The 22,663-nt window shown below is 66.2% G+C and carries 23 protein-coding genes; 9 read left to right on the top strand and 14 right to left on the bottom strand.

From position 1 onward, the window contains the following. Positions 1 to 3: 3 nt before the first annotated feature. Positions 4 to 144 (bottom strand): hypothetical protein, encoded by a 141-nt coding sequence (locus tag F5544_RS42185; RefSeq protein WP_167471251.1) that lies wholly within the window; start codon positions 142 to 144, stop codon positions 4 to 6. A gap of 62 nt (positions 145 to 206) precedes the next feature. Further along, positions 207 to 1,439 (bottom strand): MFS transporter, encoded by a 1,233-nt coding sequence (locus tag F5544_RS42190; protein ID WP_167478304.1) that lies wholly within the window; start codon positions 1,437 to 1,439, stop codon positions 207 to 209. A 74-nt stretch (positions 1,440 to 1,513) separates the two neighbouring features. Here F5544_RS42190 and F5544_RS42195 point away from each other — a divergent pair, with 74 nt between their 5' ends. After that, positions 1,514 to 2,389 carry a TetR/AcrR family transcriptional regulator gene (locus tag F5544_RS42195; RefSeq protein WP_167478305.1) on the top strand — a complete coding sequence of 292 codons (876 nt, stop codon included), beginning with the start codon at positions 1,514 to 1,516 and terminating at the stop codon, positions 2,387 to 2,389. A 14-nt stretch (positions 2,390 to 2,403) separates the two neighbouring features. Here the strand turns inward: F5544_RS42195 and F5544_RS42200 are convergent, their stop codons facing one another. Further along, positions 2,404 to 4,233 (bottom strand): acyl-CoA dehydrogenase, encoded by a 1,830-nt coding sequence (locus F5544_RS42200; protein ID WP_167478306.1) that lies wholly within the window; start codon positions 4,231 to 4,233, stop codon positions 2,404 to 2,406. Positions 4,234 to 4,326: 93 nt separating this feature from the next. Further along, positions 4,327 to 5,217, bottom strand: coding sequence for a nuclease-related domain-containing protein (locus F5544_RS42205; protein WP_167478307.1), 891 nt, complete (start codon positions 5,215 to 5,217; stop codon positions 4,327 to 4,329). 316 nt (positions 5,218 to 5,533) lie between these two features. On the opposite strand from F5544_RS42205, the gene F5544_RS42210 reads away from it, so the two are divergent. Next, complete coding sequence (locus F5544_RS42210) at positions 5,534 to 6,079, top strand: carboxymuconolactone decarboxylase family protein (RefSeq protein ID WP_167478308.1); 546 nt, start codon at positions 5,534 to 5,536, stop codon at positions 6,077 to 6,079. A gap of 36 nt (positions 6,080 to 6,115) precedes the next feature. Here F5544_RS42210 and F5544_RS42215 read toward each other — a convergent pair whose 3' ends face one another. The 3 genes from F5544_RS42215 to F5544_RS42225 all read right to left on the bottom strand — a co-directional run bounded on the left by F5544_RS42215 (position 6,116) and on the right by F5544_RS42225 (position 8,336). Beyond that, the gene (locus tag F5544_RS42215; RefSeq protein WP_238846945.1) at positions 6,116 to 6,901 is read right to left on the bottom strand and encodes a TetR/AcrR family transcriptional regulator C-terminal domain-containing protein; all 786 of its coding nucleotides are present in this window, start codon (positions 6,899 to 6,901) and stop codon (positions 6,116 to 6,118) included. 33 nt (positions 6,902 to 6,934) lie between these two features. Next, complete coding sequence (locus F5544_RS42220) at positions 6,935 to 7,324, bottom strand: VOC family protein (RefSeq protein ID WP_167478309.1); 390 nt, start codon at positions 7,322 to 7,324, stop codon at positions 6,935 to 6,937. Between the two features lie 163 nt (positions 7,325 to 7,487). Further along, a complete protein-coding gene (locus tag F5544_RS42225) occupies positions 7,488 to 8,336 on the bottom strand; it encodes an SDR family oxidoreductase (protein WP_167478310.1) in 849 nt (282 codons plus the stop codon). A 98-nt stretch (positions 8,337 to 8,434) separates the two neighbouring features. Between F5544_RS42225 and F5544_RS42230 the strand changes: the two genes are divergently transcribed. From F5544_RS42230 to F5544_RS42240, 3 genes are read left to right on the top strand one after another with little or no spacing between them, the layout of a single operon-like run. Further along, entirely contained in the window at positions 8,435 to 8,833 is a 399-nt protein-coding gene (locus F5544_RS42230) for a winged helix-turn-helix transcriptional regulator (RefSeq protein ID WP_167478311.1), read from the top strand. A gap of 42 nt (positions 8,834 to 8,875) precedes the next feature. After that, the gene (locus F5544_RS42235; protein ID WP_167478312.1) at positions 8,876 to 10,036 is read left to right on the top strand and encodes a heparan-alpha-glucosaminide N-acetyltransferase domain-containing protein; all 1,161 of its coding nucleotides are present in this window, start codon (positions 8,876 to 8,878) and stop codon (positions 10,034 to 10,036) included. Between the two features lie 8 nt (positions 10,037 to 10,044). Then, positions 10,045 to 10,464 (top strand): PPOX class F420-dependent oxidoreductase, encoded by a 420-nt coding sequence (locus tag F5544_RS42240; RefSeq protein ID WP_167478313.1) that lies wholly within the window; start codon positions 10,045 to 10,047, stop codon positions 10,462 to 10,464. Between the two features lie 58 nt (positions 10,465 to 10,522). Here F5544_RS42240 and lpdA read toward each other — a convergent pair whose 3' ends face one another. From lpdA to F5544_RS42255, 3 genes are all read right to left on the bottom strand, one after another. Next, complete coding sequence (gene lpdA, locus F5544_RS42245) at positions 10,523 to 11,923, bottom strand: dihydrolipoyl dehydrogenase (RefSeq protein ID WP_167478314.1); 1,401 nt, start codon at positions 11,921 to 11,923, stop codon at positions 10,523 to 10,525. Positions 11,924 to 12,002: 79 nt separating this feature from the next. Then, a complete protein-coding gene (locus tag F5544_RS42250) occupies positions 12,003 to 13,025 on the bottom strand; it encodes a DUF418 domain-containing protein (protein WP_167478315.1) in 1,023 nt (340 codons plus the stop codon). 66 nt (positions 13,026 to 13,091) lie between these two features. Then, positions 13,092 to 14,060 (bottom strand): dipeptidase, encoded by a 969-nt coding sequence (locus F5544_RS42255; RefSeq protein ID WP_167478316.1) that lies wholly within the window; start codon positions 14,058 to 14,060, stop codon positions 13,092 to 13,094. A gap of 168 nt (positions 14,061 to 14,228) precedes the next feature. Here F5544_RS42255 and F5544_RS42260 point away from each other — a divergent pair, with 168 nt between their 5' ends. The 4 genes from F5544_RS42260 to F5544_RS42275 all read left to right on the top strand — a co-directional run bounded on the left by F5544_RS42260 (position 14,229) and on the right by F5544_RS42275 (position 20,366). Further along, the gene (locus F5544_RS42260) at positions 14,229 to 16,280 is read left to right on the top strand and encodes a prolyl oligopeptidase family serine peptidase (RefSeq protein ID WP_167478317.1); all 2,052 of its coding nucleotides are present in this window, start codon (positions 14,229 to 14,231) and stop codon (positions 16,278 to 16,280) included. Positions 16,281 to 16,444: 164 nt separating this feature from the next. Beyond that, a complete protein-coding gene (locus F5544_RS42265; RefSeq protein ID WP_167478318.1) occupies positions 16,445 to 17,068 on the top strand; it encodes a TIGR00645 family protein in 624 nt (207 codons plus the stop codon). Positions 17,069 to 17,141: 73 nt separating this feature from the next. Continuing rightward, positions 17,142 to 18,122, top strand: coding sequence for a LuxR C-terminal-related transcriptional regulator (locus F5544_RS42270; RefSeq protein WP_167478319.1), 981 nt, complete (start codon positions 17,142 to 17,144; stop codon positions 18,120 to 18,122). Between the two features lie 108 nt (positions 18,123 to 18,230). Further along, positions 18,231 to 20,366, top strand: a complete 2,136-nt coding sequence (locus F5544_RS42275; RefSeq protein WP_167478320.1) for an AfsR/SARP family transcriptional regulator — start codon at positions 18,231 to 18,233, stop codon at positions 20,364 to 20,366. Between the two features lie 13 nt (positions 20,367 to 20,379). Here F5544_RS42275 and F5544_RS42280 read toward each other — a convergent pair whose 3' ends face one another. Genes F5544_RS42280 through F5544_RS42295 form a run of 4 tightly spaced genes read right to left on the bottom strand, consistent with a single transcriptional unit; the run spans position 20,380 to position 22,642 of the window. Then, positions 20,380 to 21,240: an alpha/beta hydrolase family protein gene (locus F5544_RS42280; RefSeq protein WP_167478321.1), complete on the bottom strand. Its 861-nt coding sequence runs from the start codon at positions 21,238 to 21,240 to the stop codon at positions 20,380 to 20,382. A gap of 36 nt (positions 21,241 to 21,276) precedes the next feature. Continuing rightward, a complete protein-coding gene (locus tag F5544_RS42285; RefSeq protein WP_225726174.1) occupies positions 21,277 to 21,909 on the bottom strand; it encodes a TetR/AcrR family transcriptional regulator in 633 nt (210 codons plus the stop codon). Between the two features lie 15 nt (positions 21,910 to 21,924). Further along, a complete protein-coding gene (locus F5544_RS42290) occupies positions 21,925 to 22,335 on the bottom strand; it encodes a hypothetical protein (RefSeq protein ID WP_167478322.1) in 411 nt (136 codons plus the stop codon). Continuing rightward, the gene (locus tag F5544_RS42295; RefSeq protein ID WP_194252456.1) at positions 22,295 to 22,642 is read right to left on the bottom strand and encodes a hypothetical protein; all 348 of its coding nucleotides are present in this window, start codon (positions 22,640 to 22,642) and stop codon (positions 22,295 to 22,297) included. Before F5544_RS42295 ends, F5544_RS42290 begins: the two co-directional genes overlap by 41 nt. Between the last annotated feature and the right edge of the window lie 21 nt (positions 22,643 to 22,663).

Below are 22,663 nucleotides of genomic sequence, written 5' to 3' on the forward strand. Positions count from 1 at the left end.
CCGTCATGTCTCCCGCAGCCCGAGCCTGCGATGCAGGCGACGCGGCGCTGCGGGAGCCCACCAGTTGGCGGTCCCGAGCAGCCGCATGACGGCGGACACGAGCAGTCCGCGGACCACGGTGGCATCGACGACGAAGGCCCGCACCGGAATTGTGTTCCGGTGCGGGCCTTCGTCATTCGTCGACCAAGCCGTATTCGGCCGGTGGCTCAGGCGGCCGGTGTCGCCCTCCGCTGCAGACGCATGCCGACCAGTGTCAGCGCGAAGGCCGCGACCAACAGCAGCGCCAGCGTCCAGGCCAGGATCGAAAAGCCGTGCGGGGCGGCGGCCGCCGCGACGATCGGGCCGGCGGTGGCGCCGACGTAGAAGCTGAACATGGCGACCGAGGTTGCGGCGGCGCGGGATTCGCCACCGAGCTCGCCCGCGCTCTGCAACACCGCGGGCCCGATGGTGCCGAGCCCGCCGACCATGACGGCCAGCAGCACGGTCAGCACTCCGAGGTGCGTGCCCTCGAAGGTGGCGACGACCATCGCGGCGGCGGCCACCAGCACGCCGAGCACGATCTGCGCCGGCTTCGTCAGCCGGGACAGCGGCACGGCGAGCAGCGGTAGCGCCACCATGACGGGCAGTGCACCCGCCCGCAGGGTGAGCAGTTCACCGGAGCCCTTGACCAGGCCGGTGAGCTCGATGCCGGTGTAGACGCCGACCATTACCGACATGCTGAGCGCGCCCGCCGCCAGCATCGGCAGCAGCGCCCTGATCCGCAGCACCGCCGGGATGGCGGCATAGCTGTGCAGCAGCGGTTTGTCCGTGCCGGTCGGCACGTCGTCCAGCATGACCGCGCGCTGGGCGAGGGCAAGTGCCGCGAAAACGATTGCGGAGCCGATGAATACGACGCGCCAGGGGAAGGCGGCGACCACCGTCTGCGAGACGATCTGCGCGATCACCGTCGCGGCGAGGAACGAGGTGGCCACCGACATGGTCACCACGGCGCGATGCGCCGGGGCGATCCGGGTGGCGACATAGGCCATGATCGCGGGCGGAATCGACCCGACGACCAGCCCCTGCACCACTCGCAGCGCGACCGCGAGCGGCGCGCTGAACGCCAGACCGGTCAACAGGGTGACCACCGAGGCGACCAGCATTCCGGTCATCAGCACCCGGCGGTGTCCATAGCGATCGGAGAGCGGGCCGAACAGGACGAACCCGCCGGCGTAGCCGAAGGCGAAGGCGCTGATGATCCAGGTCATCACGCCGGAGCCGACATTCCAGTCGGCCTTCATGGCGCTGAAAAGCGGTATCGGGACATACATCTGACCGGTTGCCAGCAGTGCGGACAGTACGAGGACGGGTAGCGTGCGGCCGGTGTGCGCGCGGTGTGCCGCGCTCGTGCCGGGAACTCCGGCCGGTGCGGCCGGGAGTCGGATTGCCTGCGTTGCCATGCGGAGAACATTAGGGTTCCAACCGTTCGGTTGTCAACCAAATAGTTGGTTTAGGCGATGGTAATGTCGATGCCATGACCACCGAGGCCGCGCCGAGCACACGGCGCAGTGATGCGACGCGGCAGGCGCTGCTGCGCGCCGCACGCGACGAATTCGCCCAATACGGCCTGGCCGGTGCGCGAGTCGATCGGATAGCCGAGGCGGCAGGGGTGAACAAGGAGCGCATCTACGGCCTGTTCGGCAGCAAGGACAAGCTGTTCGACGTGATCCTGATCGAGACCATCGATGAGTTCATGGAGATGGTCAACCCGTTGGCCGAGACCGATCCCGGTGAGTACGTCGCCAAACATTTCGACTACCACAGCAAGCATCCACAGCTGATGCGCCTGATGCTGTGGGAGGCGCTGCACCGCGGCGACGACGAAGCGCACGATATCGATGGCAAGCGCGCCCGGCACTACCAGCAGAAGTTCGCAAGCGCCAGCAAGCAATTCGGCGTCGACCCGGGTAACGGCGGACTGCTGCTGCTCGCGCTGTGCGGACTGTCCAACTGGAATCTCGCGATACCGCAGGTGGTCCGGCTACTGCTCGGCCCCGGCGCCGACGACAAGGCGGCCACCAGGGAATTCATGAAGGAATTCGCCAGGGCCGCCATGCGCGATCCGGAGCTGTTCACACCCGTGAAGGGTGGGGACAGCCCGAATTCACCCGAACCCGAACCCGAGCCGGATTCGGAAGCCGACAGCGCACCGGTCAACGATATGACCAGCGCGGTCGACAGCGCCGCGGAGCGACTCCGCCTCGCCCAGGCCGCCGCCGACGCGGCCCGCGACGAGCTCGCCGCCGCACTGCGCGCCGCCAATGCGGCGGGTGCGAGCGCGAATCAGTTGGCGCGCCGGGTGTCCGGCACGCTTTCCCGTCCGGTCGTGCTCAAACTGCTTGCGGAATAACGCTATTCGCGCGATTAGAACGCCGCCTCGTCCAGGTTCATGATGTCGTTGTCGATGGCCGCGAGAATGCCCTTGACCGCGGCCAGCTCCGGCAGCACGTTCTTGGCGAAGAAGCTTGCGGCGGCGATCTTTCCGCTGTAGAAGGCGCGGTCCTTCGCCTCCGGCTCGGCCGCGAGCGCCGTCGCGGCCACCTCGGCCTGCACCAGCAGCCGCCACCCGATGAGCAGATCGCCGACGGCGAGCAGGAATCGCACCGAACCGAGCCCGACCTTGTACAGCTCCTTCGGATCCTGCTGGCCCGCCATCAGATAACCGGTCAACGTCGCCGCCATCGCCTGCACGTCGGCGAGGGCGGTGCGCAGCAGCTCCCGCTCGGCCTCGAAGCGACCGGTCTTGGTCTCCAGGAAGGCGCCGATCTGTCCGGTGACGTGCCCGATGGCGACGCCCTTGTCCCGAATGATCTTGCGGAAGAAGAAATCCTGCGCCTGGATGGCGGTGGTGCCCTCGTACAGCGAGTCGATCTTCGCATCGCGGATGTACTGCTCGATCGGGTAGTCCTGCAGATAACCCGAACCGCCGAGCGTCTGCAGCGATTCCGTGAGCAGCTGATAGGCCCGCTCGGAGCCGACGCCCTTCACGATCGGCAGCAGCAGATCGTCCACCCGATGCGCCAATTCCGCATCCGCGCCCGAAACCAGCTGTGCCACATCGGCGTTCTGGTGCGCGGCGGTGTAGAGGTACACCGCGCGCAGGCCCTCGGCGTAGGCCTTCTGCGTGATCAGCGAGCGGCGCACATCCGGGTGGCGGGTGATGGGGACGCGCGGGGCGGCCTTATCGGCCATCTGGGTCAGGTCCGCGCCCTGCACCCGCTGCTTGGCGTAGTCGAGCGCGTTGAGGTAACCGGTGGATAGCGTGCCGGAAGACTTGACGCCGACCATCATTCGGGCGTTCTCGATCACCTTGAACATCTGCGCGATGCCGTTGTGTACATCGCCGACCAGCCAGCCCTTGGCGGGCACCGGGCCGCCGCCGAAGGTGAGTTCGCAGGTGGGCGAGGACTTCAGGCCCATCTTGTGCTCGACATTGGTGACGTAAACGCCGTTGCGGTCGCCCAATTCGAGCGTTTCGTGGTCGAAGAGGAATTTCGGCACATAGAACAGCGATAGGCCCTTGGTGCCCGGCCCGGCGCCCTCGGGGCGGGCCAGCACCAGGTGGAAGACGTTCTCGGCGGTATCGCCGACATCGGCGCCGGAGATGAACCGCTTGACGCCCTCGATATGCCAGGAGCCGTCCTCCTGCTGAATCGCCTTGGTGCGGCCCGCACCGACATCGGATCCGGCGTCCGGCTCGGTGAGCACCATGGTGCCCTGCCAGCCGCGCTCCAAACCCGCTGTGGCCCAATGCTTCTGCTGCTCGTTGCCGACCTCGAAGAGCACCGCGGACATCACGGCGCCCATATTGAAGAAGCTGGCCGACGGATTCGCGCAGGTGATCAACTCGTTGACCGCCCAGACGACGGCGTTGGGCGCGGGCGTGCCGCCCATTTCCTCGGGCAGGCCGAGCCGGACCCAGCCCGCCTCCTGCACCGCCTCGACCGTTTTGCGCAGCGGTTCCGGCACCGAGATGGAGTGGGTCTCCGGATGGAAGACCACCGGCTCGCGATCGGCCGCCGCGAACGAGTCGGCCACCGGGCCCTCGGCCAGCCGCTTCACCTCGGCCAGAATCTCCCGCACGGTGTCGGAGTCGAGATCACCGTAGGCACCCGCATCGAGGAGCTTGTCCAGCCCGAACACCTCGAACAGGTTGAACTCGATATCCCGGACGTTCGCCTTGTAGTGACCCACGGGTCCTCCTCGGTGTTTTTGACGTCGTACAAACGAAGACTGCCGCACCGTCATCCCGCTACGCAACCGTAGGCCGCCGCGCGTTTGCGGAATTCAGCAACCGGGTTGGAACGGCCAGCACTGGACCGGCCGGTAGGGCGCCGGTGACGGGGTCGGGCTCGGCACGACGCTGGTCCGCTCCGGCGCGGGATGGGCGGTATCGGTGGCCAGCGCCACCGCGACGACGCCCACCAGGATCAGAATTCCGACCACGGCGACGGCGGTGATCAGCCAGGACAGTATGCGCTGCGCATCGGACGGCGGTCGCGGTGTCGAAGGTTCGCGCGGTTTCACCTCACGCGCAATGGAAGTCGGCGATTCGGGGGCGACGGTCTCGAATCCGTCCGCGAGCAGTTCATCGCGAGAAGGCGCATCGCTACTGAGCCCCAACGCTTTACACGCCGAGACGACGCGATCGGCGGTCCAGTTGCGCGGTCCGGCGGAGAAACCCTCGAGATAGATGCGCAGATCGGTGGCGTCGGAGACATTGCCGACCACCACATCCAGACCCGGCCGCAGGTTGGTGCGGGCCGGCCGCACCACGACACCGCGGAACGGCACCAGCACCACCGCACCGCATACATGTCCCGGATCGAGCAGCGCCCGTTCGAGCGCGCTGCGCACCTCGAAGACGGACTGCTCCAGTTCGTCGGTGGGGCTGCCGGTGCGGGTGTCGTCCAGATCGGCCGGGGTGTCGCTGATCGTCCACGCGCCGTCGGCGGCGATATTGAGAATGCCGCTCTGCCTGCGCCGGAAGCCGAGCACATGCAATACGGTGAGCCCGCGGGGGGTGAACACCACCGCGTCCACCCGCCGTGTTCCTCGGTTGTCGCCGACCCGCAGATCGGTGAGCGCCAAGGCCGGAGTGGGATATTTCCGCAGGCAGTCGACGAATTCCTGCTCCGCGCCGGAGATATCGGCTCCGGGCTTCACCCGCACGAGCATGTTTGCCCGCCTCCCTGCGTATTCCGGCCAGACTTGTAGGCAGCGAGAAACGCCTCGGCTGTCGGCGGTTTGGCTGCTGCGGAGTCGGCCCGTCCCCGGTGAGTGACCCGTGTACTCACGAAATTGATCCTAACGATGGAAATTCCGGTGTGCGCGGGTAATTCGGAGCGGAGCCGCCGGACAGACCGCCGCGAACCTCGGCGGCTCGTAATTCACCGGCTACCGGGTAGGCTCCGGTTCTGCGGCGGGCGCTCCGCCGCTCGACGTGATTTCGTCCGGCGCGCAGGCGCGGTGAACGCGAAAGAGGCGTACTGACATGGTTTCGACGCGGCAACCAAGAATCGCTCCAGGCCGGCTCCGTGAGCTCGGGCCGATCAATTGGGCTGTGTGGCAAGTACTTTCGCGCGCGATAGGCACCGACGACGCGCACCTGTTCAGCACGCTCGGCCGCACCGGCGGCCTGTTCCGCGGCTGGTTGCATTTCTCCGGCAGGCTGATGCCGGGCGGCAGATTACCGAGGCACGAATCCGAACTGGTCATCATTCGCGTCGCGCATCTGCGCGAATGCGCGTACGAGATGGACCATCACATCCGGCTCGGCAAGCGCGCCGGGGTCACCGAGGAGATACTGGAGCGGTTGCGCACCGGCCCGTCCGCCCCGGAATGGTCGGCCAAACACCGCGCCCTGCTCACCGCCGTCGATCAACTGGTCGGCACCCGGGATATCGACGATGCCACCTGGGCCGAGCTGGCCGCACACTACGACGAGCGCATGCTCATCGAAATCGTGCTGCTGATCAATCAATACGAGGGCTTGGCGTCCACCATCACCGCGCTGCGCATCGAACGCGACGGAATCTGATCGCACACCACTATTTTCCGCCCGGACGAGAACCGATTACGTTCCGGGGGAATGCTTTTCGATCAGCCTTTCGAGGCCGTCCAGCACCAACCCCAATCCGAACTCGTATGCGTGGTCGGCGCTGTACGCGCCGCCGTACGCCTTTCCGGCCGCGGCGCCGACCCGCGCGCCCAACGGATACGCCGCGGGATCCACGACCTCCGCGAGCAGTGGCGCGGCCCGCTCCCACCACTGGTGATCCGATATGGCGCTGTCGGCGACGGCGGCGGCGGAATCGATGGCGATGCGCGCGACGGAATTCACGAAGCCGAGCACATGGGTGAGCGCGGCGTCCATGGTGACATCGTCGAGGCCGAGGCCGTCGAAGGCATGCAGCTCGTATTCGTATTTCGCGGCGAGACCGGGTCCGAGCGGCGGACGGGTGGTCGGCAGGTAGGCCACCCAGGGATGCCGGGTCAGCAGCGCGCGATTCGCCGCTGCGATCAGCGCGACCCGCTCCCGCCACGGCATTCCGTCCATGCTCGCGCGCGGCATATCCCCGTAGACGGCGTCCAGCATCAGATCCACCAGCTCGGCCTTGCCCGGCACATAGGTGTAGGTGGACATCGGTGTGAGCCCGAGTTTCGCGGCCACCGCCCGAATGGTCAGCGCGCCGATGCCGTCGGCGTCGGCGATCCCGATGGCGGCGGCGATCACCGCGTCGACGCTGCTGCGCTGTTTGGGGCCGCGACCGGATTTCGGATTCCGCTCGACCCGCCACAGCAATTCCAGCGTGCGCACCGGATCGCCGGAGCCGCTGCGTTCCTTGGGCTCGCCCGCCACCGCATCCTCCTCACCTCGGCCCGGGAATCCGCGCTACCGCGGCGCGGGTTCGGTCCATTCGAGTACTTCGACCACGATGCCGTTGGGATCGGTGGCCTGGAACAGCTTTTCACCCCATGGCTGCTCCATCAGCGGCAGTGTGATGTTCGCGCCCGCCGCGCGCAGCCGAGCCTCCTCGGCGGCGACATCGGCGACGGTGAAGGCAAGGGCCATACCGCGGGTCGCGACGTCGCGCTGCTCCTCGGGCAAGACCTCCAGACCGCGGCGGTGGATGGCGATGCCGACGGCTCGATCGGCGTGGGTCAACGATACGAAACCGTCTGCCGCGATGGCCTCTTCGTAGCCGAAGAGGTCGACGAGGAACTTTTTGGTCGCGGCCACGTCGTCCACGGTCAACGACACGGTGCTGTCAACAATGCGCATTCGATGCCTCACCCTCCCCGGCAAGCCGGGTCGACTCGGAAATTCTCCGTACAATGTACACCATACATAGTACAGGGTTTTGATCAATGCGCACGAACGACGGCAGCGAGGCCCCCGCCATGCGGGAACCTCGCTGCCGTGTAACGGTTTTCGTCGATCGAAATCAGCCGAGCGCGGCGCGGAACACCTCGACCGCCGGGGTCGACGGACGGCCGAGCAGCTTCTGCAGATCACCGGAGTCCACATCGAGGATTCCGGAGTCGATGCCCGCGTCGGCGTCGGCGAGCGCCTCGGCGTACATATCCGGCAGCCCCGCACCCTTCAGGGCGGCGGCATAATCGGCCTGGGACAGGTTCTCGTACCGCACCTGCTTGCCCGCGGCCTGCGAAATCTCCTGCGCCAGTTCGGCATAGGTGAGTCGCTGGTCGCCGCCGAGTTCGTAGATCCGGCCCGCGTGGCCGTCGGTGGTGAGCACCTTGGCCGCCGCGTCGGCGAAGTCGGCGCGCGCCGCGCCGGCCACCCGGCCCGTTCCGGCCGCACCGTGCAGCACGCCGGTCTGCACGGCGTGCGCGAGCCCGCCCAGGTAGTTCTCCCAGTACCAGCCGTTACGCAGAATCGTGTGCGGCACAGTGGTTTTCGCGAGCTCGGCCTCGGTGGCGATATGTTCCTGCGCCAGGATCAGCGGGTTCTCGGTCGCCTTCGGAATACTGGTGTAGACCAGCAGCTCCAGTCCGGCGCGCTCGGCGGCGCGAATCACATTGGCGTGCTGGGCCACTCGGGCGCCGAATTCATTGCCCGAGACGAGCAGCAGCCGATCGACACCGGCCAGCGCCCGATCCAGCGCGGCCGCGTCGTCGTAGCTCGCCTGGCGGACATCGACGCCGCGCTCGGCCAGATCGGCCACCTTCGCCGGATCGCGCACGATCGCGACCGGCTGTACTCCCTCGCGCAACAGCGCCTCGACGACCAGGCGACCCAGCTGCCCGCTGGCTCCGGTGACTGCGACGGTCATGACATCCTCCAGATTTGTGACGGTTCGACTAGTACTAACTATTCGTAAGCACTATGCATTCCGGAACCACTTTGGTCAAGTTGGGTACTATCGATGTCATGAGCACACAGCGCACCCTGCCGATCGAGGCCGAAGACCCCGCGCTGGAAGCCGACGTTTTCGCAAAGAACTGCACGTCACGGCCGGTATTGCAGAATGTGGCCAGCCGCTGGGGCATCCTCGCCCTCGTCGCGCTGCGCGAGGGCCCCTACCGATTCAGCGCGCTGCGCCGCCGGGTCGACGGTGTGAGCGAACGCATGCTCTCGCAGACCTTGCAGGCCCTGGAACGCGACGGCATGGTGCACCGCGAGGTGCACGAGACGATTCCGCCGCGCGTCGAATACACCCTCACCGATCTCGGCGCCCAGGTGGCCGAACGACTGGAGGCGCTCATCGTGGTCGTCGAACAGAATATGGACCAGGTGCACGCGGCCCAGGCTGCCTACCACCGGCAGTGACGCTCACGATTCCTTAATCCCGGCTCGGGCACAGTGCTCGGCATGGCTGTCGAAACTCGTCTACCGACGTCGCGGCCCGCGGCCGACCGCACCCGGATCTCCGCCGTCGACACCGCCCGCGGACTCGCCGTCATCGGGATGATCGCGGCGCATACGCTCGACCTCACCGACCTCACCTGGACCGATCCCGGCCACTGGTACGCGGTCGTTTCGGGACGGTCGTCGATCCTGTTCGCGGTGCTCGGCGGGGTTTCGCTGGCGCTGCTGACCGGGCGGACCCGGCCGCCGAGCGGACCGGATCTGATCGCGGCGCGGCTGCGCGTCATCGTGCGGGCCTGCCTGCTGTTCCTGCTCGGCGGAATCCTCACCGCCACCGCGCCGAGCGCCGCGGTGATCCTCGAGTATTACGCGGTGATGTTCGTGCTCGCGGTGCCGTTGCTGACCTGGCGGCCGCGCAGGCTGCTGCTCGCCGCGGCCGTCTGGGCGTCGGTCACACCGGTGCTGATGTGGTGGCTGCTCGGCGTGCTGCCCGAAAGCGCAAGTGCCACAGGCGGAATCGTCAACCTTGGGATCACCGGAGTTTATCCCGCCGCTATCTGGGTCGCGTTCGTCCTGGTCGGCCTGGCTATCGGGCGCAGCGATCTGGGCGCGGAATCGACCCGAAAACTGTTGCTGTTGGGCGGATCAGCCGCCGCACTCCTCGGCTACGGGTGTGCATGGCTGGCCACCTGGCTGTGGAACCCCGACAACGCGAGTTACCTCGCCGGAGACGAATCATCGCTCTCCAGCACTTCGCGGCCACCGAATCCCGGTTTCACTACTCTGCTGAACGCCGAGCCGCATTCCGGAACCACCTTCGAGATCGTCGGCTCGGTCGGTGTCGCCGCGGCGATACTCGGCGCGCTGCTCTACCTTCCACCGGCGCGGCATCGAATTCTGTTGCCGCTCAATGCGATCGGATCGATGCCGCTCACCGTCTATGCCGCGCACATCATTTCGCTCGCGCTCTGGGAGCCGGAGGACGATCCGCGCTTCCTGCTGATCTCGATCGTCATCGCCGCGCTGTTCGCACTGCTGTGGCGCCGATTCGTCGGCCGCGGCCCGCTCGAATGGGTGATGTACCGGGTGAGCGCCGCGGCCCTCCGCCATACCCGGGACACGCCAACGGCGAACGGGGAAGGCCGGGCCGCCACTGCCGGTTGAATACGGCCATGGACATTACGACCGCACTCGATTTCGCGCGCGAACAGCGCCGTTCGGTGCTCACCACCATCCGCCGCAACGGCCGCCCGCAGCTGTCCAATGTGCTGCACGTGGTCGGCGACGACGGCATCATCCGCATCTCCATCACCGCCGACCGGGCCAAGTACCACAACCTGGTGCGCGACCCGTGGGCCGCGCTGCACGTCACCCGCGCGGACTTCTACGCGTACGCGGTGCTGGAGGGCGCCGTCGAGCTGACGCCGGTCGCCGCCGCCCCCGATGACGCGACGGTCGAGGAATTGATCGCCTACTACCGCGCGGGTTCCGGTGAGCATCCGGACTGGGACGAATACCGCAACGCGATGGTCCGAGACCGCAGGGCGCTGGTGAAGTTCACCCCGACGCACGCGTACGGAATGCTGCCGTAAACGAAAAGGGCGGCGGCCCAACCTTTTCGGTTGAGCCACCGCCCCGATCGAGCCGTGCTCAGAAGTTGATCATATGCCCGGCGAGGCCGTGGAAGGCCTCCTGCAGCGCCTCGCTGAGGGTCGGGTGAGTGTGCACATTGCGGGTGAGCTCGTTCACCGTCAGGTCCCACTTCTGGGCCAGGGTCAGCTCGGGCAGCAGCTCCGAGACGTCCGGACCGATGAGGTGGCCGCCGAGCAGTTCACCGTACTTGCCGTCGGAGATCAGCTTGACGAAACCGGTCGGGTCGCCGAGGCCGTGCGCCTTGCCGTTCGCGGTGAACGGGAAGGTGGCCACCTTGACGTCGTAGCCCTCGTCGCGCGCCTGCTGCTCGGTCAGGCCGAAGCTGGCGACCTGCGGCTGGCAGAAGGTGGCGCGCGGCATCATCCGGTAGTCGCCCAGCGTCACCGTCGGCGCGCCCGCGATGGTTTCGGCGGCGACAACGCCCTGCGCCTCGGCGACGTGCGCGAGCTGCAGCTTGCCGGTGACATCGCCGATCGCGTAGATGTTCGGCACGTTGGTGCGCATATTGTCGTCGATCGCGATCGCGCCGCGCTCGGTGGCGACGCCGGTGTTCTCCAGGCCGTAGCCGTCGATGCGCGGGGCGAAGCCGACCGCCTGCAGCACCTTGTCGACCGTCACCGTCTCCAGTGCGCCGGTCTTGTTGTCCTTGATGGACACGGTCACCTTGGCGCCGTCGTCCTCGATGGACTGCACGGCCGCACCGGTGGTGATGGTGATGCCCAGCTTCTTGTACGCCTTGGTGATCTCCTTGGAGACGTCGGCGTCCTCGTTCGGCAGCGCACGATCCAGGAATTCGACGATGCGCACGTCGACGCCGTAGTTCTTCAGCACGTAGGCGAATTCCATGCCGATCGCGCCCGCGCCGACGATGAGGATCGAACCCGGCAGATCCCGGGTCAGGATCTGCTCCTCATAGGTCACCACGTTGGCGCTGAGCGAGGTGCCGGGCAGCAGCTTGGTGACGGTGCCCGCGGCGATGATCACATTGTCGAACGTGATGGTCTCGGTGCCGCCGCTGTTCAGCGCGACCGAGATGGTGTTCGCGTCGACGAAGGTGCCCTTGCCGTCGAACTCGTCGATCTTGTTCTTCTTCATCAGGAAGTGGACGCCCTTGACCCGGCCGTCCGCGACCTTGCGGCTGCGGTCGAACGCCGCGCCGAAGTCGAAGTTGACGTCACCGGAGATGCCGAACGTCTTGGCTTCCTTGGTGAAGATATGTGCGAGCTCAGCGTTGCGCAGCAGGGCCTTGGAAGGGATGCAGCCCACGTTGAGGCACACACCGCCCCAGTACTTCTGCTCGACGATCGCGGTACGGAGGCCGAGTTGTGCCGCGCGGATGGCGGCGACGTAACCGCCAGGACCGGCACCGAGAACGACTACGTCGTAATGGGAAGTCACATGTCCGAGCCTAACTCCGTCGGCTATCTTCCACCCACCGGTCCCCCGACCACCTGTGGATCGGGCCACACCGATCCCGTCAGCGCGGCACCCGGACCGGACGGCGCATGGGGACGAGGGTCAGCCAGGTCGCGCACCGCCACAGCCACTCGCACGGACCGTACCGGAACCGGCGCAGCCACCACGCGCAGAAAACCGCCTGCGCGACGACGAAGGCCTCGGTGCATCCGAAGGTCACAGCGGAATAGTTCCAGCCCGCGACATCGAAGGCGGCGGCGAATGCCACCGCCGCGGCGGCCTGCACGAGGAAGTTCGTCAATGCCATTCGTCCGAGCGGCGCCAGCGCCGCGACCAGCGCACGCCGCGCTCGCGTGCGCAACAGCAGCAGCAACCCGGTCACGTACGCCACCGAGGTGGCCAGCATCGCGACCTCGCCGACCGCGGAACCGGATACCGTCACGGTGTCCGAATGCAGCACGTTCGCGACGATCGCCAGCGCCGCCGCGATCAAGAATACGGTCCGGATCGCCGCGGTGTGCCGGGGCAGCTCGTCCTGGATCCGGTAGTTCACCACCGTCGCGCCGAGCAGCAACAGCCCGCTCGTGATGGCCAGGATTTTCACCGCCTCGCCGACGCCACTGTCGGCGAACGGAACAGATACGAACAGCAATCCGGTCGCCAGCGCGAGCACTACCCGGCGCGGCAGGTACGAGGCCGGTAGCAGCAACACCAGGCCCAGCGTCGCGTACACCACCAGCTGCAGATTCCCGTCGAGCAGGAACAGCTGAAATATGCCGAATGCCAACAGCATTGCCAATCGGCGCGCGAGCACCAGACGCGGCCGCGGCGCTCGCTCGGCCGCGGCGCGCAGGACCAGCGCGAAGCTCAACCCGAACAGGAAGCAGAAGATCGTCACGAAGCGGTGCAGAAACAGATCGTGGTAGATCACCGAGGAGATCGGGCCCGGCACCGGATAATGCGACTTCCCAACGGTCAGCCCGAGATTGATCACCGGAAGTCCGGTGATCGCGAAACCACGCACCACATCGATGTCCGGAATGCGTTCGGCCATACGCGCCAGCACAACACGGCGCGATCGCACCGCACATCACCCCGCAGCGCTGAATCCGGCTCCCACCACGGTCCTACTTGCTGATACGAATGTGGCTCAGCGCCAAACCTGTTGGGCCACCCTGGCGAAGTTGCCGCCGAAGACCGCCGCGCGGTCGCCCGCGCTGAAGCCGCGGGCGGCCAACGCCTCGTCGAGGCCGGGAAAACCGCCGCGGCCGAGCAGGTCTTCCGGGGGAACCCATTGCAGTGGGCCCCATTTGGTGATCGCCTCGGAGTACGCCTGTGGATTGTTCCGCAGTTCGTCGTTGAAATCGTCGGCGTCGAAGGAGAAGTCGGAGCCGATGCCGATGTGATCGATGCCGACCAACTCGACGCCGTATTGGATGTGCGCCGCCATGGCCGCCACCCGCTCGGCACGTTCCTCAGGGGCGTTGTGGCCCAGGAAGATTCCGACGCCGTTGATGCCGATCACACCGCCGGTGTCGGCGCAGGCGCGGGCCTGCTCATCGGTGATATTGCGCGGATGGTCCCACAGCGCGGCGAAATTCGAGTGGCTGTAGATCATCGGCAGCACGCTGCGCTCGCACATCTCCAGACCGCTGCGGCGCGAACAGTGTGAGCCGTCGACGAATACGCCGATCTCGTTCAGCGTCGCCACCAGGTCTCGGCCGTACGCGGTGAGTCCGGTGTCCTCGGTGTCGAGGCAGCCGCCGCCCGCCGCGTTGGCGTAGTTGTAGGTGGGCAGCAGCGAGCGCAGGCCCAGTCCGTGGAACATCTCCACGTTGTCGAGCTTGCCCTCCAGCGGCCCGCAATCCTCCAGGTCGAAGGCGAGGGCGATCTTGCCCGGCGGCAGATCGCTTGGCCCGCCGACCATTTGGAATCTTCCGTCGGCCACCGCGTCCTGCCGGAACCGCCGCGCGAGCGCCACCGAATCCGCCGTGGACTGCGGCGAATACCCGATGTTCACCGATACATACGACCCGAGCGGATAGCGGGCCAGTTCCGCGATCCGCGCCGATGGCTGTAGCGGCAGGCAGCAGTGCTGCTCCCAGAGAAACGGCGGCAAAGTGGAACCTCCTGCTCGGAACGCCCCGATCTTACCGAGCGCCGCCGCGCGCGAAAGGGTTCGCGAAACCGCCGTCGATCGCCCACTTCGCACTCGGCGAACATGACCGATATCACAGCAACTCCCCGTTTTCGGCGTTTCGAGATGTGGCCCGGCAACAATGTGCAGATGACCCACGTTGACGAGAGTGTGACCGACCCTTACCTCTGGCTCGAGGAAGTGACCGACGAGCGGTGCCTGGATTGGGCCCGCGCGCACAACGACGTGGTAATCGAGCGGTTCGCGTCGGCGGACCGGTTCACCGAGCTCGAGCGCCGAATCCTGGCGATGCTCGATACCGACACCAAAATCGCCTACCCGGGCCGCCGCGGGCGCTGGTTGTACAACTTCTGGCGCGATGCCGAACATCCGCGTGGCCTGTGGCGGCGCACCACCTTCGAGGAGTACGCGAAGGAAGCCCCGGAGTGGGACGTGCTGATCGATCTGGACAGCGTGGCCGCCGCCGAGGAGGAGAACTGGGTGTGGGGCGGGGCGAGCGTGCTGCGGCCCGAACAGAGCCGGGCGCTCATCAGCCTCTCGCGCGGCGGCGCGGACGCCAAGGTGATTCGTGAATTCGATATGGAGACAAGGGAATTCATCGAGCCGGCGGACGGTGGATTCTACCTGCCCGAGGCGAAATCGCAGCTGAGCTGGATCGATATCGACAATGTCTATGTCGGAACCGATTTCGAGCCCGGCTCGCTCACCGATTCCGGCTATCCGCGCATCGTCAAACGCTGGCGGCGCGGTACGCCGCTCGCCGAGGCGGTCACCGTATTCGAGGGCGAGACAACCGATGTCGCCGTCTCGGCCGGCTACGACCGGACCCCGGGCTATGAGCGGCACTATGTCGGCCGGGCCACCGACTTCTTCAACGAGGAGGCGTATCTCGTCGAATCCGACGGCACGCTGATCCACATCGACGCGCCCAGCGATGCCAGTAAGTCCTGGTACAAGGACTGGCTCACCATCCGGCTCAAGACCGACTGGGAGGTCGGCGGCGTCACCTACCCGGCGGGCGCGCTGCTGGTCAGCGATTTCAACAAATTCCTTTCCGGCGCACGGGAATTCGAGGTGCTGTTCACGCCGGACGCGCATACCGCGCTGCACGGCTACGGCTGGACCGAGAACTATCTGCTGCTGATCACCCTGGAGGATGTGCAGACCAAGCTGTACGTCCTCACCCCCGGAACGTGGACCATCGAGCCACTCGCCGATACCCCGCCGATGGCCACCACCAGCGTGCTGAATCTGGATCCGCTCGAGGGTGGCGACGAATTCATGCTCACCACAAGCGGTTTCACCACCCCCGGCACCCTGCTGGCCACCTCGGTCGGCGGCAGCACCGCCAAGCTGAAGCAGGAGCCCGGCTTCTTCGACCCCGACGGCATCGAGACCGAACAGTTCTTCGCCCGCTCCGACGACGGAACCATGGTGCCGTACTTCGTGATTCGGCATCGCGACCACCGCGACAGCCCGCGTCCGACGGTGATGTCGGGCTACGGCGGCTTCGAGGTCTCGCGCACCCCCGCCTACAGCGGTGCGTCCGGCATCGGCTGGCTGGAGAACGGCGGCACCTGGGTGATGACGAATATCCGCGGCGGCGGCGAATACGGCCCGCTGTGGCACACCTCGGTGCAGAAGGAGAACCGGCACAAGGTGTACGAGGATTTCTCCTCGATCGCCAAAGACCTTGTCGCACGCGGCATCACCACACCCGACCGGCTCGGCGCGGTGGGCGGCAGCAACGGCGGCCTGCTGATGGGCGTGATGCTCACCCGCTACCCGGAACTGTTCGGCGCCATCGTCTGCCAGGTGCCGCTGCTCGATATGAAGCGCTACCACCTGCTGCTGGCGGGCGCGTCCTGGGTGGCCGAATACGGCGACCCGGACAAGCCGGAGGAATGGGCATACATCTCGAAATACTCGCCGTACCAGAAAGCAATGGAGGCCGATGCTCCCGCCTACCCGCCCATCCTGCTCACCACCTCGACCCGCGACGATCGCGTACATCCCGGGCACGCCAGGAAGATGGCCGCGCTGCTGGAGGCGCAGGGGCATCCGGTCTGGTATCACGAGAATATCGAGGGCGGCCACGGCGGCGCGGCCGACAACAAGCAGTCCGCGTTCCAGGCCGCACTGATCTACGAATTCTTCACCCAGATGCTGCTGGAGAAGTAGCCCGTCGGCCGCCGCGGCGGCAATAACGGATTTATCCATCCATTATCCGTTCATTGCCGCCGTGGGCCGTCGACCGGCATTGCCCGCCAACGATGGAATTCGAATGATATTTCGGTGATGAGTTGATTTCCCGGACACCCGTTGCGGTGTGCTGTACTCGGCTCATGGTTTCACCGAACAATCAACAGCCACAAGTTTCGCGAACTCACTTGGGCTACTTCATATTTCTGAGTCGCTGGCTCCAGCTACCGCTGTACGTCGGATTGATCGTCGCGCAGGCGGCCTACGTATGGCAGTTTCTCCGCGACCTCTGGCAACTGGTCGCCGGGCTGTTCGAACACGGCGGTGAGGCCGAAACCAACATCATGCTGGCGGTGCTCGGCCTGATCGATGTGGTGATGATTTCGAACCTGCTGATCATGGTGATCGTCGGCGGATACGAAACATTCGTCTCCCGGCTGCGGATCGACGACCACCCGGACCAGCCGGAGTGGTTGGCGCAGGTGAACGCGAATGTGTTGAAGGTGAAGCTGGCCATGTCGATCGTCGGCATCTCGTCGATTCACCTGTTGAAGACGTTCATCGGTCTCACTCAGGATCCGAATCCGGGCGGGCATATGGCGAGCTACCTGTGGCCGACCGTCATTCACTTCACCTTCGTGATTTCGGCGCTGCTGTTGTCGAGCATCGATCGGATCATGCCGCATCCGTCGACGCACGCGCACCACAGGCAGCACCACGAGTCCAACGGCCGTCACCGAGAGCTGGAATCGGCCGCGCTGAACTGAGATAGCGCTCTACCAAGATCCGCACTGTCCGTGATCAACTATCAGGTCGATCGGACAGGAGGTAGCCAGAGATATGGTCGACGCGGCAGCCGAACTCGGGCATGACGATGTAATCGGCGTCTACCAGGCTTTGGTGAGTAATCCCGAGTGGGGTGCGGCGGAGTTGCGCGGCCATCTCGGAATCACCGAGGGCCGAGTTGCGGCCGCGCTCGCGGCCCTGACAGATATGACCCTGCTGCGCCGCTCGGTCCACGATCCGCGGCGCTGGCATGTGATCGATCCGAAAACGGCTTGCGAGAGCGTATTTCGCCGTAGACAGGAAGAGTTGCTGCGCCAGCAGCAACTGATGTTGACCGTCGAGAAGATGATTGCGCGGCAGTCGGCGCACCCCGAATCCAACGCCCTCCCGAATCAGCACGAAACATTGGTCGGGATCGATTCCCTGCACGCCTTTCTCGGCCAATACGCCAACGAGGTGCAGACCTCGTGGTACGCCGCCACCCGAAACGCCGTCCCGTCCGAGGTCATGGCGGCGCCCATCCTCGAACAACATCTCTCGGCGCTGTTCCGCGGTGTCGACCTGCGCAAAATCGTTCCCGAAAGCGCCAGGCACGATCCGGTTACCCGGCACTATGCCGACCTGCTCGCGCGGGTGGGCAACGAGATTCGCACCGTGCCCACGCTGTCGCTCGAGCTGATCGTGCTCGATTCCACCGTCGCACTGATCCCGCTGAACAACGACGACATATTCAACGGGGTGGTCGTATTGCGCGAGCCGAGAACCGTGGCCGCCCTCGCCGCTTGTTTTCAACAAGCCTGGGATATCTCCGAACCGTTCAACCGAATCGCGGCGGCGGATGACACGCAGCTGAGCGCGCAGGAGCGCCAACTCTTGCGTTTCCTCGCCGAGGGGATGACCGATGAGGCAATTGCTCGGCGATTGGCGATATCCGCACGCACCAGCCGCCGCGTGACGACCGGTCTGATGCGACGGCTCGGCGCACGGAGCCGATTCGAGGCGGGCGTGAAAGCCGCTCGCCTCGGCTGGGTTTGAGATCTGGCCGGAAGCGTCCAGGCCGTTTCCGGCCACGCCTGGCATATTCCATCTTCGAGACTCTCCTGGGCAACCTTTAGAGCCGAAGATGTGCGATGAGGGGTTGCTGTGTCGTTTGTATACGTGGGTTTGCTCGGCCCGCTGGAGGTTTCGATCAATCGAGTCGTCCACCTCGGCCCGCAACAGCCGAAACAGCAGGCAACCCTGGCCATGATCACCAATCAGCCGGGACAGACGATTTCCGCGACGAAGCTGATCGATGGCATCTGGGGTTCCGGCGCGCCGCAATCGGCGCGGAGTTCGCTGCGCAACTATGTTTCCTCGCTGCGCGCCACGCTCCGGCGGCACGGTTGTCTCGATGCCGACGTGCGATGGGTCGGCGGCGGATACCGATTCGACGGGGAACTGAGCACCGATGCCATGGCCGCCGCCGAACTGGCGGTACAGGCACGCCGCGACCGGATGAACGGGCGGCTCGGCGATGCGGCGGACAAGATCGCCGAGGCGTTGCGGCTGTGGCGCGGCGAACCGCTGTCCGGTGTGCCGGGCCCGTGGGCGGAAGGCGAGCGCGCGCGGCTATATCGAACGCGAGATATGTTGCGCCAGTGGCGCATTGAGATACAGATCGAATCGGGCGACTATACCGATGCCATCTCCCGGCTTGCGGCGCTCGTCCGGACCGAACCACAGTGCGAAAAGTGGTGGCTGCTGCTGATGACCGCGTTGGCGCAGAGCGGGCGGCGGCTCGACGCGCTCGGCGCCTACCGCGACGCCCGGCGCTGGTTCGTGAAAAACACGGGGTTGGAACCGGGGCCGGAGTTGACCGATCTGCACCGCCGCCTGTTGAGCGACGATCAGCCCGCGAACGTACACCGGCCGGACACCGTGGCGCACGCCACTCCCGAGACTCCGGGGCCATCGCAATTACCCGCGGGCACAGTCGATTTCATCGGTCGAGCCACCGCGGTCGAGCAGCTCGTCGCGGCGGCGACGCCGGGAACCATTGTTTCCGTAACGGGTCTGGCCGGGGTCGGCAAGAGTGCGCTCGCAGTCCATGTCGCACATCGATTGCGGGAAAGGTTTCCGGACGGTCAGCTCTACGCCGACCTCCGACACCCCGTGGACGCCACGGCCATACTGCGACGCTTCCTGAGCGCCTTCGGAATTCACGACTCCGAAATACCGGACAACGTCTTCGAGCAATCGACCATGTTTCGTTCCGTCGTCGCGGGCCGCCGGGTGCTGATCGTCCTCGACAACGCCGATGCCCCTGGACAGCTCGAGTGGCTACTACCCGGCGCGGCCGCGAGCTCGGTCCTGGTCACCAGTCGAGGCCCGATCACCGCGACGCCTACCGCACTCCGGTTGTCGCTCGGTTCCCTCACGCAGGACGAATCGGCGGCGCTGCTGAGCCGGACCATCGGCGACGCCAGACCGACCGCCGAATCCGCCGCGTTCGCCCGCCTGGTCGGTTTGTGCGGCGGGCTGCCGCTGGCCATCGGCATCATCGCCACCCGGTTGGCGGCGCGGCCGTCCTGGCCGATATCCAGTGTGGTCGAGCGGCTGTTGGACGGCCGAGATCCGCTGCGGGAGTACCGGTTCCAGGACACGACGCTGGAGGCGGCATTTCGATCCGACTATCAGCGGCTGGGCGCCGAGCAGGCTCGGGCCTTCCGACTGCTCGCGCATGCCGAGGTACCGGACCTGACCAGCTTCGTGGCATCGATTGTCCTCGATCGCGAAATCGGTGCGGCCGAGGCGCTTTGCGACGATCTCGTCGACCGGAGTTTGTTGGACAGCCCGGATCCCGGACGGTATCGGTATCACCCGCTGGTCCGATCGTTCGCGCGCGGATGCGTCGATGCCGGTCCCGGCATCGACGTCGTCACATCACTTTTGGCCGGCTACCTGGCGCTGATCCAGCCGCGGCGCCGCGATTCCCGGGCCGACCGGTGGATCCTGCCCGCCGAATCCGTGCGGACACCGCCGATCACGGCCGCCGGCGACGACGAGGCGTTTCCGGCCGCCGAATATCGGAACCTCGTCGCCGTATACGGTTTCGCGCTGCGGGGGACGGCCCGACAGCGGCAATTCGCCGCCGAAGCGGCGCCGGTCATCGCCGAACTGATCGGCACCGCTCAGTTGGCCGTACTCGATCAGCGGGCGCGATACGGCGCGGAGTGGACTCGGTATCCGGACAGCACGCCGGACGTCGACAACGAAATCGACTCCTGCGCCTCATGAATCGGCTGCCCGGTCAGCGATCGCGCAACCACTTCTCGATCTGATCGATCGTGGTCTTCGACTCGGTGATCCAGCCGTTGTGCCCCAACGGTTCCGGCTGACGCCACCACGTAACCTCGGCATGCGGCAGCTTTTCCACCAAATGTTCGGCCGAGCTCTGCGGGGTGAGATCGTCGCCGGTCATCGTGATGGCCAGCACCGGAAGCTTCAGCCGGGCGATCCGCTCCTCGTAGTCGATATCGGCGCCGACCGGCACGAACCGCCCGGTGCGGGCCAGCCGGGCCCAGTCCGAGATCAACACCTTGGACTGGCGGCCGAATCCCGCCTGCCCCAAGCGATCCCCCGGCCAGAATCCGGCGAGATTCGCGGTCAGCGAGACGGCGGCCGTGCCGAACAACATGCCGGGACCCGAAATCCCGCGGTAGCCACGGTAATACGGCGTGCCCGAGGCGACCAGGACCAGCCCGCCGAGCCGACCGCGGATGCGCGAGGCATACATCACCGCCAACTGCCCGCCCATGCTGTGACCGAGCAAATACGGTGTGCTGTCCGGGAATCGGGCGCGCACCACCTCGAACATCGCCGGGAAATCCACCGAAACCAGTTCGTGGTAGCCGTAGGCGCTGGCCGAGCTCGGCTTCGGCCTGCTGTCACCGTTGCCGCGCAGTTCGCCGATCGCCACGTCGAAGCCGCGCCGCGACAGTCCGAGCGCGAATCCCTCGTAATACCCGCCGGGTACGCCGAGCCCGGGCACGATCACCACGACCGGGCGCGGTGCGTCGGGGGTGACCGGGTGACGATGGGCGCCCCCGGCCGGGATCAGCCGTACCGGGACGGTACTTCCGTCCGGCATCTGGATCGGAACTGTCTCCATGGTGCGCACGCTACCGCGTCGGGTACCGGCCGGGCGTCAGGCGCCGACCGCGCCCATGATCACCCGGCTGAGCACGCGGATCACATCGTCCAGCGGCGGCCGCGGATCCGAACCGCTCCAGGAATCCACCACGTAGTTGACCGCCCCGATGATCGCGAGCACCCGCATTTCGTAGTCACCGGGCGGGATTTCGCCCTGCATGGCGGCGTCCTCGGCGGCGCTGGCGAGCAGCGAACCCCAGACCCGGCGCAGCTCGAGGCGGAACTTCTCCACCTTCGGCCCGGCGCCGACCACCTCGACCAGCGCGACGCGCGCCTTGCGCGGATCGGAGCCGATCGACTCGACGTACGCGCGCACCGCGGCATCGATGATCTCCAGCGCACTCGCATCGGCCTTCGCCGCGAGCGCCGCGGCCACCGCGTCACGCGACTCCTTGTCGATCTGCTCGTAGAGCTCGAGTAGTAGGGACTCGCGGCCGGTGAACTCCTCGTAGAACTGTCGCGAGGAGAGCCCGGCGTCCTTACAGATGGCGCCGACCGAACTATTCGCGTAGCCGTCGCGTGCGAAGACCGTCAGGCCCGATTCCAGAAAACGCGCACGCCGCTGACGTTGCCGGTCCTCAACGGGTTGCCCGGCATACATTCGTCCCGTATTCGCATCCTGTGACATTGGGCCAGACAATACCTAAGCCCTACAGTTCCCCGGCACCGATCCGGGTGTTCCTTTCAACCGATACGCAATCGGGCGATAGCCGAAAGTTGGCGGCACAGTTGCACACTCGGTATTTAACGGACCAATCAGACGCAGCCCCTTGGGCTTAGGCAGAGCTGTTGGCTCGAAATCGACAAAGTTGGTTGATGTCACTGGAGGTTTGCCAAAAAGGCGATAGTGAGCGATCACATCAATTATGTAACCTTTTTGAAGGAAATCTTTAGAACAATTTCTGACGGTCTGAACATCAAACTCCGTGACACGATTCGATAAGTATTTGCTGACAATACGGACACGGTGCGCGCGTTGTTCGCGGGCGATAGCTGTTGGCGTGCTCGCGAACTCAGCTGCTGCCGCCGCCGCAGCCGCCGCCACCGCAGCCACCGCCGCCACCGCACCCGTGGTGGCCGCCGCCGCAGCCGTGATGTCCGTGGCCGCCGCCGCTGCCGCTGCCCGAGTCGAAGTAGTAACTCGAGCTCGCGCCGGTGCCGCCCGACCGCCACGCCCGCCTGCGAGCCGCGCGATCACCCGGCGCAACGGGCCTTCGCCCCGCCAGCACCACGAGCGCGATGACCCAGGCGACCGCGGCGATCAAGGCTGCCGCACCGGCCCATGCGGTACCTAATGCCCCGAGCAGCCCCAACACCGCTATCAGCGCCAAACCCCCGAACAGCAGAAATTTGCCAAACATCGTTCCTCCCCGGACGATTCG

The sequence above is a fragment of the Nocardia arthritidis genome, assembly GCF_011801145.1.
GTDB lineage: Bacteria > Actinomycetota > Actinomycetes > Mycobacteriales > Mycobacteriaceae > Nocardia > Nocardia arthritidis_A.

Coding starts and splice junctions, on each gene's coding strand:
- F5544_RS42235 (WP_167478312.1), top strand. CDS start 8,876: ATGGCTGTCGAAACTCGTCTACCGACGTCGCGGCCCGCGGCCGACCGC.
- F5544_RS42220 (WP_167478309.1), bottom strand. CDS start 7,324: ATGCGCATTGTTGACAGCACCGTGTCGTTGACCGTGGACGACGTGGCC.
- F5544_RS42225 (WP_167478310.1), bottom strand. CDS start 8,336: ATGACCGTCGCAGTCACCGGAGCCAGCGGGCAGCTGGGTCGCCTGGTC.
- F5544_RS42260 (WP_167478317.1), top strand. CDS start 14,229: ATGACCCACGTTGACGAGAGTGTGACCGACCCTTACCTCTGGCTCGAG.
- F5544_RS42240 (WP_167478313.1), top strand. CDS start 10,045: ATGGACATTACGACCGCACTCGATTTCGCGCGCGAACAGCGCCGTTCG.
- F5544_RS42295 (WP_194252456.1), bottom strand. CDS start 22,642: ATGTTTGGCAAATTTCTGCTGTTCGGGGGTTTGGCGCTGATAGCGGTG.
- F5544_RS42205 (WP_167478307.1), bottom strand. CDS start 5,217: ATGCTCGTGCGGGTGAAGCCCGGAGCCGATATCTCCGGCGCGGAGCAG.
- F5544_RS42265 (WP_167478318.1), top strand. CDS start 16,445: ATGGTTTCACCGAACAATCAACAGCCACAAGTTTCGCGAACTCACTTG.
- F5544_RS42270 (WP_167478319.1), top strand. CDS start 17,142: ATGGTCGACGCGGCAGCCGAACTCGGGCATGACGATGTAATCGGCGTC.
- F5544_RS42285 (WP_225726174.1), bottom strand. CDS start 21,909: ATGTCACAGGATGCGAATACGGGACGAATGTATGCCGGGCAACCCGTT.
- F5544_RS42190 (WP_167478304.1), bottom strand. CDS start 1,439: ATGGCAACGCAGGCAATCCGACTCCCGGCCGCACCGGCCGGAGTTCCC.
- F5544_RS42280 (WP_167478321.1), bottom strand. CDS start 21,240: ATGGAGACAGTTCCGATCCAGATGCCGGACGGAAGTACCGTCCCGGTA.
- F5544_RS42230 (WP_167478311.1), top strand. CDS start 8,435: ATGAGCACACAGCGCACCCTGCCGATCGAGGCCGAAGACCCCGCGCTG.
- F5544_RS42195 (WP_167478305.1), top strand. CDS start 1,514: ATGACCACCGAGGCCGCGCCGAGCACACGGCGCAGTGATGCGACGCGG.
- F5544_RS42210 (WP_167478308.1), top strand. CDS start 5,534: ATGGTTTCGACGCGGCAACCAAGAATCGCTCCAGGCCGGCTCCGTGAG.